Source organism: Schlesneria paludicola DSM 18645, from assembly GCF_000255655.1.
Classification (GTDB): domain Bacteria; phylum Planctomycetota; class Planctomycetia; order Planctomycetales; family Planctomycetaceae; genus Schlesneria; species Schlesneria paludicola.
Genome location: NZ_JH636435.1, coordinates 2,872,604 through 2,885,770 on the forward strand (window position 1 = coordinate 2,872,604; position 13,167 = coordinate 2,885,770).

The 13,167-nt window shown below is 53.9% G+C and carries 10 protein-coding genes and 1 pseudogene; 4 read left to right on the top strand and 7 right to left on the bottom strand.

The window, feature by feature from the left end; all coding sequences use genetic code 11:
• Positions 1–1,055 precede the first annotated feature (1,055 nt).
• Positions 1,056–1,766 carry a transposase gene (locus tag OSO_RS0130275; RefSeq protein ID WP_010586683.1) on the top strand — a complete coding sequence of 237 codons (711 nt, stop codon included), beginning with the start codon at positions 1,056–1,058 and terminating at the stop codon, positions 1,764–1,766.
• 93 nt (positions 1,767–1,859) lie between these two features.
• Here the strand turns inward: OSO_RS0130275 and OSO_RS51070 are convergent, their stop codons facing one another.
• A complete protein-coding gene (locus OSO_RS51070; RefSeq protein WP_010586684.1) occupies positions 1,860–2,606 on the bottom strand; it encodes a hypothetical protein in 747 nt (248 codons plus the stop codon).
• On the bottom strand, positions 2,603–3,217 hold the full coding sequence (locus OSO_RS0130285) for a hypothetical protein (RefSeq protein ID WP_010586685.1): 615 nt from the start codon (positions 3,215–3,217) through the stop codon (positions 2,603–2,605). Before OSO_RS0130285 ends, OSO_RS51070 begins: the two co-directional genes overlap by 4 nt.
• A gap of 242 nt (positions 3,218–3,459) precedes the next feature.
• On the opposite strand from OSO_RS0130285, the gene OSO_RS0130290 reads away from it, so the two are divergent.
• Complete coding sequence (locus OSO_RS0130290) at positions 3,460–4,008, top strand: hypothetical protein (RefSeq protein WP_157605536.1); 549 nt, start codon at positions 3,460–3,462, stop codon at positions 4,006–4,008.
• 13 nt (positions 4,009–4,021) lie between these two features.
• Here OSO_RS0130290 and OSO_RS50175 read toward each other — a convergent pair whose 3' ends face one another.
• From OSO_RS50175 to OSO_RS0130315, 5 genes and pseudogenes are all read right to left on the bottom strand, one after another.
• Complete coding sequence (locus tag OSO_RS50175; protein ID WP_237729352.1) at positions 4,022–4,564, bottom strand: IS5 family transposase; 543 nt, start codon at positions 4,562–4,564, stop codon at positions 4,022–4,024.
• Positions 4,565–4,620: 56 nt separating this feature from the next.
• Positions 4,621–4,848: pseudogene (locus OSO_RS52735) on the bottom strand (transposase); the annotation flags it as partial.
• The gene (locus tag OSO_RS0130300) at positions 4,845–6,155 is read right to left on the bottom strand and encodes a hypothetical protein (RefSeq protein ID WP_157605538.1); all 1,311 of its coding nucleotides are present in this window, start codon (positions 6,153–6,155) and stop codon (positions 4,845–4,847) included. The pseudogene OSO_RS52735 and the gene OSO_RS0130300, both read right to left, overlap by 4 nt.
• Positions 6,156–7,310: 1,155 nt before the next feature.
• On the bottom strand, positions 7,311–8,186 hold the full coding sequence (locus OSO_RS0130310) for a hypothetical protein (RefSeq protein WP_157605539.1): 876 nt from the start codon (positions 8,184–8,186) through the stop codon (positions 7,311–7,313).
• 632 nt (positions 8,187–8,818) lie between these two features.
• A complete protein-coding gene (locus OSO_RS0130315; protein ID WP_010586692.1) occupies positions 8,819–10,273 on the bottom strand; it encodes a sulfatase-like hydrolase/transferase in 1,455 nt (484 codons plus the stop codon).
• Between the two features lie 476 nt (positions 10,274–10,749).
• Here OSO_RS0130315 and OSO_RS0130320 point away from each other — a divergent pair, with 476 nt between their 5' ends.
• Together OSO_RS0130320 and OSO_RS0130325 are read left to right on the top strand one after the other, a co-directional pair.
• The gene (locus OSO_RS0130320; protein ID WP_237729353.1) at positions 10,750–12,132 is read left to right on the top strand and encodes a DUF1501 domain-containing protein; all 1,383 of its coding nucleotides are present in this window, start codon (positions 10,750–10,752) and stop codon (positions 12,130–12,132) included.
• 129 nt (positions 12,133–12,261) lie between these two features.
• Positions 12,262–13,116 (top strand): OB-fold protein, encoded by an 855-nt coding sequence (locus tag OSO_RS0130325; protein WP_010586694.1) that lies wholly within the window; start codon positions 12,262–12,264, stop codon positions 13,114–13,116.
• The last annotated feature ends 51 nt before the right edge of the window (positions 13,117–13,167 follow it).

Consider the following 13,167-nt stretch of genomic DNA (forward strand, 5'->3'; position numbering starts at 1 on the left):
GACCTGGACGACCACAACCTGAGCAGATCGGGCGACTGTTTCGGCGGCTCTGAATACTGACCTCGATCGCCAAATCGTCTCCTTTCCCGCAAAATGCGATGGTTCCATAGACAAATGACTTGTGTTTCTCGACGTGGTTGAGGATCGTTTTCAGTTGCATCCTGTGTGTCCCGGTGACGTTTTAAGTGTGGTAACTCAAATCGTAACCGCTGGATCACAGGATGCATTCCTTCTATCAAAGGATTCGCTCAGCCCCTTCCGCCATCGCCTTCGCATCGCCCTCACACCTGCAGTGGCGATCGAAGGCGATGGCGGAAGGGGCGACACCCTTTTGCCGAACCTGAGCGCAGCTCATCTTCAAACGATCCTTACTCACCCACAGAAACTGGTGACGAACCACTTCTTTTAAGATCAAGAAATCAATACGCACCTGCGTACGCAATCTTACATCGTTTTAACGTGAATGTGCTTAACGTGAATGAATCTTCGGAAATTGATAATCATAGGCAAGCATCCTACCGCCGATCTGGGATGTCGCGTGTGTGTTTGGGGGCGTATGTCTTATACGAGAGCAGTTTGTACGCTGCAATGCTTGTGAATCCCAACGCTGGATACTTCTATCCATTATGTGCGACCCTCATGTTGATTGGCGAATTGATGCGTTGTCCATATATATTCTGGGGGCCATATTTAATGTCTCCGTTTATAGGCCTTGCGCTCGTTGTCAACGGTGTGGCAAAACTTTCGGCTGGGGGACGCATTAAGAAAACATCACAATAGAAAACTCTCGGCAAGACCACTTGAGAGCCGCAGAGCGATTGCTCACTAGCCGGGTGGCGTTATTGTGGGCTATCGAATACACAATCTAATGGATCTCGAGGGATTGTGAGGCATGTTTACTTGCCATTGCGCAACGCAGATGGTAGTCACTCTTGTTCCCTTTCGAAACTGGCCAAGACGCTCTCGATTGAGTCAGTTGAGCGGCGGCGGGGTGGGGAAAACAAAGGGGTCAGGACTCATTGAATTCTGTTTGACGGGCTGTTATCTTCTCTTTCATGCCACGATCACCCCGCGCCGATGAAGCTGGCGGACTGTACCATGCCTTGAACCGAGGCAATGGACGGCAGGAGATTTTCCATAAATCCGAGGACTTTGCCGCATTTGAGCGAGTTCTTGCGGAAGGGTTAGCTTCTTATGATGTCACGCTCTTTTGCTTCCAACTCATGCCCAATCATTGGCATCTTGTCCTGCGTCCGAACGCTGATGGTGAGCTAAGTCGGTTCATGCGCTGGATCACCGCGACGCACACGATGCGTTACCGGGCTCATTACCGCACCTCGGGCGAAGGGCATGTTTACCAGGGACGATTTAAAAGCTTTCCAATTCAGGATGATGCGCATTTTCTGACGGTTTGCCGTTACGTCGAGCGGAATGCTGTTCGAGCTGGGCTAGTCAAGCAGGCGGAGGACTGGAGATGGGGTTCACTTTGGCGATGGATGCAACCGGCTGACCCCGATCCGGCATTGTTGTCGCCGTGGCCAATCCCTCGGTCACCCAATTGGGTCCATCGGGTCAACGAGCCTTTGACGGAGCAGCAACTTTCTGCCATCCGCAAATCCGCTCAGAAAGGCAGCCCACACGGATCGCTCGAATGGATCGAACAGACCGCCGTACGGCTGGGTTTGGCCTCGACTCTCAGAAATCGAGGTCGGCAAAGAATCCACTTTCCAGAAATCGACGACCAAAACACCAACATTGAGTCCTGACCCCTTTGATTTGCCCTGGAACACGACTCGTCATTTAAAAACTACGTATTCTTGAGCTTTGCCTGCGTCTTACGTGCCAGGATCAAATGTTCATTAGAGCTTAAGAACCACGTTCTGGATAAGATCAACTACGAAATCTTCGGCAGTAAGTTGTGTGATAATAACCCCCGAAGGGTGAGCAGCAATATTTCTCCGATCAAGCTTTTCTTTCATAATCTTATGAACGCTTCCTGAAATCACGTTTGCCGATTTTGCCACCTGAAGGACTTGTGACTCCTTCAGGCATTCAAAGTCGTCACGCACAGCCACGGCTTGAATATCGGCTTTGGGGTACGACTTCGGTAGTTGGGAATTAAAGTGTGCGAGGTGAGCGTTCAATATCAAGTTGCACAAATGGTCGTAAGCGACATTCCATGTCATAACTACAGTCGCTCTAAAGGCACCGTTGCGAAAGCATATTAATGCTTCTTCAAGATATGTACGTTCGGAGAGGATTGAAATTCGGCTCGGAAGGGTCTGTAGAAGTGAATGCACCGCGACAGTGGTTGCCCTCTGACCCAGTTTTGCCTCTAATTTGATAATCGCTTGGCGACTCAATTCGTAGACGTTGCCACGCCGATGCAGAAATGCAGGCTTCTGATCGGTGAGGGACTTTAAAAACGGACCGATTGACGAAGGCTTCGAACATAGCGAATCGTCAAAACACTTCGCTATATCTGATGCAGAAAACCTATGTTTTCCGGCGTGACTGGTTAAATACCAACAATACCTCTTTATCTTTTCGGTGAAATTTAGTCGCTCGAATCCGGAGACTGATGCAACGAACTCTGACACCGTCATTCGTTGTTCTCCATGATTTTCATCACTACATTCTCCCCAATGTGGTTGATCTTGTAGTGCCCTTGTTCGTCACCTTTGTCAAACCACTCTTCCTTGCTCTTCAAGACGCGAAGCGGTTGAACAGCGTCCTTCGGTGTTGGCCAGTTCATATGCCGGAAACAGGTGTGAATATGATCCATCGACACTTCTGCGATTTGATGGTACTTTTTAAGCCAATAAGCGGCAAGTAGGTACCTTTTGTTAACGGCCTCAGGAGCGTACTGATTCATAAAATCAGCCAACGGGTCATCACCGCTGAGCTGAAGGTCGAGTATCACCGGTGACCTGGCTTTGCTTCGTCTCGCGGCCTTTATATTGGTCGAAGTTGGGCTGGGTTCCTCCACAACTTCTGAGTACTCCGCTTCATCGCTAACACTCTCATCGTCGTTCCGAGGGAGTGTTGTAGTCTGTGCGATATTCGCAATAGGACGTTGCGGACTAGGGAGGGCTCTTGAAAGTGCCGCTGAGACAGTCTTTAGGCCCTCTTGTAGAGTCGCATCATCACCTTCGAATTGAAAAACCATTACCGTCATTTTACTTTGGGATGTAAACTGTGGTTTCTGTTTGGCCATTGTCGGGTTTCTCTTTGACGCGAAGATTGACATCGGGTATTACCGCTGAACGCACTGCCTCTAAGTCGCACTCCGAAGTGCGGCAGAATGAGCCAGTGGCTGTGGGATTGTATCAAATTCGCCCTCAATTGGGAGTGTGGTCAATCAATATTACATCCAGTCTGCGGTGAACCTTTTCGAATCTCCGGCTTCATAATGCCAGTTCAGGCCGCTTCGTTTTGTCCGGACTTGGAGCTTAGTGTTTGCCGATGGAAAACTTGGCTGGAGAATTCTGCGATGCATTGCAATACGTTGACCTTGATCTGGTCGTCATTTTGAAAGTGCATTTGTTCATCGAAGAGCGGCTCAATTCAATTCTTGAAAGGTTCGTGTTCCACCCGGAATATCTCACGAAAATGCGGTTGTCGTTTGCCGACAAGGTTTTATTTGCGAGAGCCATTTCGCTCGATGAGCACGATGGCGAGATCTGGAACCTCATCAACAGTATTAATCGACTTCGGAATGACTGTGCCCACAAAACGGGGTCTCCTGAGCGGGACAAAAAAATTGATGACGTCTTGAATATGTTCGCCCCTTTGGACAAAAAAACGATCGGCCAGGCGGAAGATCAAGAGCTGCCGAAACACGTGTCACTGGCGAATGCGGGAGCTTTATGTGCTGGCTTCCTCCATGGTTTGGAACTAGAGATTGAGCGGTTTCGTTCGGTTTTGAAGATAATGGATCGCGTTTGGAATCCGCATCGACACGTGACCACAGACATTTCTGATGAGTCATTGAAGAGCGGGGCATGATTTAGAGAGCATTTCATAACCGCCTCATTGTAATGAGCGCGCAGGCAAGATGAATCCATCCCGTAAATCGAGCCAGTGTGGTTTCGTAGCGGACGACAGTACGACGGAAATTATGGAACCAGCTATGGGTTCGCTCGACTACGAATCGTCGGCGATATCTGCGACAGGCACGCCCGTCTTGAGTGGGCGGCTTCTTACGGCTTTTACGATGCGGGCAAACCAACTCGATGCCGCGTTCGTTCAGTACTCGATTGCGAAGTGGATCACTATCCGCCGCACGGTCATAGATGAGATGTTCGGGGACTTGATGTGGAATCTGAAGCCGATCCAGCGTTGGCTCGATCAACTTCACTTCGTTGTGATTGGCACTGGTCAGATGGACGGCGAGAGGAGTTCCGTTCGAATCGACAACATCGACAATCTTGGTTCCCTTGCCACATTTCGTTTTGCCAACTCCGTCTCCCCCCTTTTGGCTCGTGCGAACCAAGCGTCCGCCGCAGCCTCCGACCAATCGATTTTGCCACGCTCCTGCAATTCGTGCAGGAGTTCGAACCAAAGCCCTTCGAAGATGCCCATTCGAGTCCATTCATCGAAGCGCCGCCAGCACGTGCTCGGGGATGGAAAGCACTTTGGTAACTTTGACCACTGGCAACCTGTAATAAGTACATACAAGATTCCCTCCAAACACGCGCGTGACGAGTGGAAAGGGCGCCCACCGCGAGGTTGCTCCTCGGGGGCGGGAATCAGGTGCGCGATGCGATCCCATTGTGCGTCAGTGAGATACGTATATCCGGCGAGAATGGGGAAAAAGGTGACAGGAACCTTTTTTCGTTTCGTCATCTCTTATTCTTACTGTTGCTCTCTTTTTCGTGCTGTGATCGCCACTTTTCGACTTCGGTTTGATCTGTTGGCTCGGCAACGAACTCGACTTTTTTCCCGACGCTGGTCAGGTTTGTGAGTGCTTCTGACGGTTCCTCTTTGGTGGCTGTGACTCGGTAGAAGTCGATTCCGATGGATTCATCGCCTGTGTTAATAGACGTGGTGTCGATGGGATGAATGATTGCGTCGACCTGCGGAAGGCGGCCCTTCCCGTTCACAAACCAGCGAACCTGCAGGGTTTGCTCGTCGATAACGTCCATCACTTTCACGACGAGGAACGATCCAATGTCACCGACTTCAGGCTTTTCCGGAAAGGAAGCACTCCCCTTCGATCGCTTGATTTGCGAAATCGCGTCTTCGCTTTGCTGAATCCGCTCCCGAGTCGATGCCTGTTGCTGGACTTTCACCTCACGCAGGCGTGATTCGAAACTGGCAATCCGCTTCTCAAGCACTTTGATTTCAGCGGATTTCGCCTCCCTCACCCGGTCAAGATACTCTCGAATCTTGATGGGGATTCGCTCCACGACAATCGGCTCGGCTTTGGGGCTCGTCGCGGCGACAACGACAGGCGGCGATCTGGGCGGCTCTGGTTGCGCCACCTGAACAACTGGTGTCGGAATCGGCTCCTTCCAGACCATTGCCGCCTTGAATCGCTCTTCGATGTCTGTGGGCAGCTCGACAAGAAACGGATCGAAATCCTTCTCGTCAAAGAATCGCCAGCCGTCATAACGCCCACGGGCGGGATTCGTGTTCCCCTTGGTGGACGGCATCGATTGAAGTTCGCAAATATCGTTGCTGTGACACACTCTTGCGGCGCCATTCACGATTTCAAAAACTTGTCTCCGCAGGACTTTTCCCTCGCCGTTCAGACTCACAACTCGAAAACTCATGGCGCAGAACGTTCGGAGCCCGGATTCACGAACGGTGTCGTAGATTTTTTGCCAGGCGTCCTTGCTGTCTTCCCCGCGCCCTTTTTCATAAAGCTCCTTCGCAACCTCAGCCCCCTCCACGACATGGATGAGATTCAGATGGAAGAGCCCTTTGGGAGTTTGAGCGGGATACCATTTCACCTCCTCCCATTTTCCGTCATTGAGATTCTCTTTCAACCAGATCTCGACCAACGCCTTGTCTGGGTCCGACGTGGGAACCGCTTTCCAGGCCCAACTTCCTGCGTACAATGCAGCCGAAGTGACGACGACGAAGGCAATTGCGACGAACCCGATGTCGGACGGCGACCAGCTTGCCCGCTTCTTCTTGCGCGGTTTCATCGCGGGATCGATTCTGCACTTTTGGCAAAGAACCATGTCCGCTGCATCGGAAACGGCGAAATAATTCTTACAACCGGGGCATTGCCATTTGGTCCGAGCCATTCTGCGAGTCCAACGCGAGTTTGAAACAGTTTCGAAGACGTCGTTTGTTCAGGTATCGTGAAGCGGTATTACACAATCCGACCCATGAAACGTCAATCTTCATGCACAGGCATTCAGGCAGTACCATTCTGAATCCCTGCGGAGAGGCCGGCGCAGCCGCTCGCGTCCCGGAATAAACCACACGGTGTTTGAATCACCGGCAACCGTTCATAGCCCGAAGAGAGGTTTTTTCCTTTGTCGCGCGGCGGGCCTTGCGCCGGTCGGGGCATCCTCGCCCGGTGGGGTTTTACGTCTGACGAGTCTTCTAAACGTTTGGAAGATAGGACCGAAGTGGTCGTGACATGATCGTGGGAGACCGTAAGATCGACCAGCAGCCATTTTCTCTCGCAGTCTGTTGAAGCCAATGGGACAGACAGACCCCTGGTCGCTCATCAGATCGAGGCGTTTTTGAATCTCGGCGGAGCCAGTCCCCGTTATTTCGAACGGTTGCTGGGGCGAGACCTCATCGACGGGAGTTTTTCATCGTGTTCTTGACCACACGCAGCAGCATCCATGTTCTCTCACCAGGGATGGGCCTCGCCGCATTGAGGGCGGCCGCGATTTCGCGAGAAAACTCCACTTCCTTGATGAACACGAGGCAGAATCAGGTTGCTCAAGGCGATCCTGTGAGCCGCTTGAGCAAGATGACTTAAGTTGTATTCCATCAAGAGGATCTGAAACGAAATGATCAAATGGATCAAGGTGATCAAAAATCTGTGGGGGCGGCCCTGTGAATTGGCAATCCGGTACAAAAAACAGTTGCCATCCACTGAGCGGTGAAGACGACGCTTCCACAGGCCGGGGACTGGCTCATTTTCCCGCGGTAAGGGGAAGGATAAACCTATTGGATGCACCGTGGATTCCAATCGAACCGGGAAAATGTGCCTGTACCCCTCTCTTCGGACAGTGAAAGGTTACACCTACGTAGCCAACAAGACTGAAATCAACCAACCAATCAGATAGGTGCATCAATCTTAGAGCGAGAGGGAGAAACAAGGGCATCGGAAACGCCGCTTATTCTGCCGGATAGGGATCTTCAATTTCGATGGCAACGTCGGCCGATTCGCTGATCGTCTCTAACATTTCCAGTACGATCTCAGCTCTACGTGCCGACAATTGGCGTTCGCTTTCGAACACGGGCATCCTGTCATATTCGCCCCGACGAAAATAGGCCAGATGCAGCACCTGCTCCGTGCTGATGACCGTGCCATCTTTCATGACAATTTTCGCACTGGGGCGGTAGATCACGTTGCCCGACGGTGCTTTGAACGAATGGACTGCGACCAGTCTCTGAACATCCGATAAAGGCCACGACCGCGTGCCCAGTGTCAGAAATCGATTGACCTCAATTCTGTCCGGCTTCAAGCGAATCCAGCAGTCCACCATCATCCAGGTGCCCATGCCAGTAATGATCAAGATCGACAGCGCCAGGAACGAAAGGACTCGGCCCGTTTGAAATCCCAGTCGTGAATCACTAAGGAGCATGAGATCGCGCACAACTCGTCGACCGAGCACCACGTAACAAAGGCTTAATACAATCACAAATGATAACAACATCGCCCAGAACAAGGCCGGCATCAGCACCGCAGGACCAGTGTATCGAGCAAAAAACAAATCATCAGGATCGGGCTGGACGGCCGAATTGAATAGTTTCATCAGTGGATGCGCCGTCAAATATAAAATCAGTCCGGTCAATCCGAATGCCGCCGCCGGGGAAACAAGATTGACGATCTTCTCGGTTCGCCGGTATTTTTCGATCAACGATTCACGCGTCGCGATGAATTCCGGCGTGGTAACAAAACGGAACCAAGAATTCCTGCGAAATAGGGCGAATGCGATTGGAACGCAAATCGCCACAGCAATGCTTGGAAAGATATTTTTTTCGGCCATCAACAATGTCATTTCAACTGTCCCACGAGATCGTTATTACGGCATGATATTAGAGCATGCTATTGAGTGAAATCACAGCATGTCACCATCAGATTTCGTCCCGCATTTCCCAAACCCATCCATCGCTTCGTTTCACCTCAAAGCCGACGGATCAGGTGCGCGAGCACACATTCGTTGTCATGCGTTGTCGTAGCGAATATTACAGGCTTTATTACGACTTGTTAGTTTTCCTTCCCCCCCCCTGTAAGAGCGGACGGACGATCCGCATCGCACCATGATTGCTTCCTGCCGCCCTTGCAGGGCGGCGAATTCGGTGGAGTTCGTGACCGAGGGCAGCGATCGAAACGATCGCAACCCTGGGCTTGGACCCGCCCGCTCTGGGGCGGACAATGCCGGAGCGACAGTTCTTCGTTTCCGAACTTCCGAGTCGGCGAGGTTCATCGTGTGTTGCAGAGGGTTTGAGTTCCGAGGAACACAATCGTGCCCACAATCAAAAGTTGTTCATAATACTTGAGTCGTCCACAATACTTGGCACATTGTCTGTTTAGACTAAACGGGCGGATTCCCCAAACGGGGACAGGCACCTGGCGGAGCCAGTCCCCGTTTGGGGAGGCTGCCGTCATATCGCGGGATCAGGGGCTGGCTGCGGGGAATTCTTCGTGGGTGCGAACGCCCTTGCCGGTTTTACCCTGGAGTCGGTCGCCTAAGTCCTCTCGCATCTGGTCGGCGCGGGACTGGAGCGTGGCCACGATTTCCGGGCGGGATTCGGCCAGATTGTGTTGTTCACCGAGATCATTGGAAAGGTCGTAGAGTTCCAGTCCGATTTTGCGGCGAACGCCCTTTCCTGGGGCACCGTCGCGTCCCAGTTCGGCCCCTTCAACGCTGCCGACATCATGCGGAAATAGCAGCTTCCACGAGCCGAGGCGCATCGCCTGCAACTCACCGTCTCGATAGTAGAAAAAGAAGGCGTCATGCGGATTTTTCGCGGCGGGTTGTGTCAGCAGTGGCCAGATGTCGTGGCCGTCGATGGGCTGTTCGGGCAGTTTGGTTCCCGTCAGCCCCGCGATGGTCGGAAACCAATCGATCATGATCGCCGGTTCATGGATCACCGTTCCGGCTGCGATGCGCCCCGGCCAACGCGCGAGGCATGGCACGCGAATTCCCCCCTCGTAGACGGTTCCTTTCGATTCTCGCAACGGGCCGGCCGAACCGCCGTGATTGCCGTAGATCTTCCATGGGCCATTGTCCGAGGAAAAAATGACCAGCGTGCGTTCGGCAAGTTGATGCTGATCCAATGCAGCGAGGATCTGTCCCACCGACCAGTCAATCTCGGCGATGACGTCGGCATACAGCCCCTGCCCCGTCTTGTTTCGAAACTTGTCCGACACGCGAATGGGGACGTGCGGCATCGAATGAGGGACATACAACAAGAACGGCCGCTCGCGGTGTTCGGCGATAAACTTCACCGCCCGCTCGGTGTACTGCGTCGTCAGTTGCGATTGATCCGGTGTCGTGGCGACGACCTTCGTTCCGTCGATCAACGGCAGCGGTGGAAATTGTGTCTTGGGTGGGACCCCGGGGCTGTCTTCGGGAGCGGGACTCATATCGTTCGAGTACGGCAGTCCCAGATAATCGTCGAAGCCGAAGGTTGTCGGCAGAAAGTTGACGTGGTGTCCCAAATGCCACTTGCCGTAGATCGCCGTCGCATAGTTCTGTTGTTTGAGCAGTTGAGCCAGCGTCATCTCACGATGACTAAGACCATAATTTTGCCGAGGAGACAATGCCCCCACGATGCTCAAACGGTTCGGGTAACAACCGGTCAACAGGGCCGCGCGCGATGCGGAACAGACGGGTTGCGCCGCATAGAAATCGGTGAAACGCGCCCCCTGCTTCGCGAGTTGATCCAGGTGCGGCGTGACACTCGGTTGCCCGCCATAACAACCGAGATCTCCATATCCCAGGTCGTCCGCGTAGATGATCACGATATTCGGCAGCGACTCGGGTTCGGCGGCCCAGGAACTGACCGTCAGATTCACAAACAAAAGCCCCAATACCGCCGCACACGCTCGACGAACGCAATTTGGCATTGTGCATCTCATGAAGAACGCTCACTTTCACTCGACGGAAAAAGGCGATCGCAGACCGTGATCAGAAATCAGACCAGTAACATGCGTTTCCTGGGCAACAACGTCAAACGATGCCCCGGTTCATCGTTTGACTTCAGGGGCGAAGAGAGGGGGGCAGATCCATTTTTTCGGTTCATTGGAACCCACAGTCCAGAGCCGAACGCGCTCCTTTCCGTCGACGCGGGAAAACGAGCCAGTTCCCGCCCTGTGATTGGTCTGTCTATCGATCGAGTTCGTACTGAATGGCCACATCCCCCCAATGCGCGACCTTGTTCTTGTCGGGGCGGGTGCAATGTCAGTAGAGTAAGACCTGCGCTGCTCGTGTCCCCGCCGCGCGAATTTCGTGGTGGACCAATTCCCGCCACACGCAGATGACGCTCACCCCGCGATAGGCAAGAAGACGAACCAGCCCCACCTTGCAGAATGAGGAACGCTTGATGGCTCCCGCCCAGCCTCATCGAATGGTTTGCTCTGGCCCCATGAGCCGGCGTGACGTCATGCGGATCGGCGCACTGGGTCTGGGCGGCCTGAGTCTCGCCGATCTTTTGGCGGCGGAATCGGCATCGGGCACTCGTCGCCCCGACACGTCTGTGATCTTGTTCTGGATGTGGGGTGGACCCAGCCAGCTCGAAACCTGGGACATGAAACCGAATGCTCCCTCGGAATACCGGGGACCGTTCCGACCCATCTCGACGACAGTGCCGGGAATGGACATCTGCGAGATCTTTCCGCGACAGGCACAGAATGCCCATCGATTTTCGCTGGTCCGGTCGCTGCATCACGAGATGTCTGCCCACAACGATGGATCGATTGAGCTGCTGACGGGAAAGACGCCCGATCGCCCCGACCCCACATCCACAGCACGTTCGCTACACCCCGACTTTGGCATGATCACCAGCCGCCTGCGTCCGGCCCCGGCGGACGGGATGCCGCAATACATCGGCATTCCGACCAAGCCGTTCATGACCGACACCACGTACCTTGGACTGAACTGCAATGCGTATGTGACGGGCGATCCGTCCGTGGCCAATTTTCGCCCGCCGAATCTCAGCCTTGATCTGGGTATGGACGCCTCGCGGCTCGGTGATCGCCGCGGGTTGGTCGGACAGCTTGATCGTCTGCAGCGGCAGCGCGAGATCCAAGGTATGTTCGATGGGCACGACCGCATCCGCGATCACGCATTTCAGCTCTTGACTAGCAACTCCGTCGCGCGGGCGTTCGATCTCGAAGCGGAAACCCCGCAGACACGAGACAAATACGGCCGCACGTTATGGGGACAGAGTTGCCTGCTGGCACGACGGCTGGCGGAAGCGGGTTCGGCGGTGATCACGATCGACGCCCTGGCTCCGAAGCCGGGAATGCCGGTTTACTTCAGTTGGGACGACCATGTGAACCCGCTGAACGGTTGGGATCTGGCCCCGGGCATGATGCTTCGGGCAACGGACATGGACCCTGCCCTGTCGGCTCTGATCGAAGACATTTACGAACGGGGACTGGATCAAAAAATCATGGTCGTCGCGATGGGCGAATTTGGTCGCACACCGCGCCTGTCGCACGCAGGCGGACTGACGGGGCGCGATCATTGGCCGCAGGCCCAATCCGCGTTGATTTCAGGCGGAGGTTTGCGGATGGGACAAGTCGTCGGAGCCACCAATTCGAAAGCAGAATACCCGACCGAGCGGCCTTATACGCCTCAGGATTTGCTGGCGACGATCTATCAACATCTTGGGATTGATCCTCGGCAATCGTTGATCGATTTTTCCGGCCGCCCGATTCCAATCCTGCCTGGCGGTTCTCCCATTCGGGAACTTCTCTCATAATTGGCTCGCCTGCTCGAGTCCGATGTGTGAGCGTTCGTCCCGACGGCCAGGCTTCGGAGCTCCGTGACGCGGTTGACGCAGCCTCACCTTTGAACCTGATTGCCAAAACTCACCCGCAAGGAATATGAGATGTTGTTTATTGAGCGTCACCGCTCAGCCTGCTGTTTGCTTGCCGTGATCGCCCTGACGGGTTGCGACGGCCTTTCGAGTCCCTCCTCTTCAACGCCGAAGACGACGTCCTACACTCCGAAGGCTCCGATCTCTCCTGCCGACGTGACGGTCTCGATGCCCCAATTGCACGCGGATCTGGTCGCGGGTGTCGAGCAGATGCAAAAGAAATACGCTGGGAAGAGTGTTGAACTGAGCGGAGGAACCATCATCGGCTTTGGCTCAAAATCGACCGCGCCGGACCTCGCGACGTATGTCGACACCGTCAACATCTGGGAGCGGGTGGGTGGTTCCGAATTTGGTGTCGAATGTGAAATGAAAACGTCGCGTCCGTGGAAGTATCTCGCTCCTGGCCAATCGATTCGCGTGCAAGGAATCGGTCAGCCGAAAGACGAAGCGTACCAGCCCGAATTGCTGACGCCTCAATTGACGCTGCAACAGGCCGAACTGGTCGAGTCGCTGCCGCTGAATCGTCCCGTTCCGTCCGTGACTGCGGACGACCTTGTCCGGCAGTTCCGGAAGAACCCTCAAGAGACCAAGACGAAGTACAACGGAAGGTCGCTGATCATCCAAGGCAATATCGAAAGTGTTGGAAAGCCGCTGATCGAAGCCAGCCAACCGTTCTTGATGCTGAAATCACCCCAGGCGGACATCGCGGTGAAGTGCAGCAGCGGAGTTCCACAGTCGCATCCGTATTGGGTTGAAATCCAGGCCAAGCCGATCGGTGCCCCGATCACGCTGTTCGTGGAATCCACGGAAATCCTGGTTCGCGAAAAGCAGATCTCACTGTTTAATGTTTACGAAATGCCCGAGTAATCCTGAGAGAATGCTGCCAGCCACGCCCTCCCCCCCGATCATCACCATAGT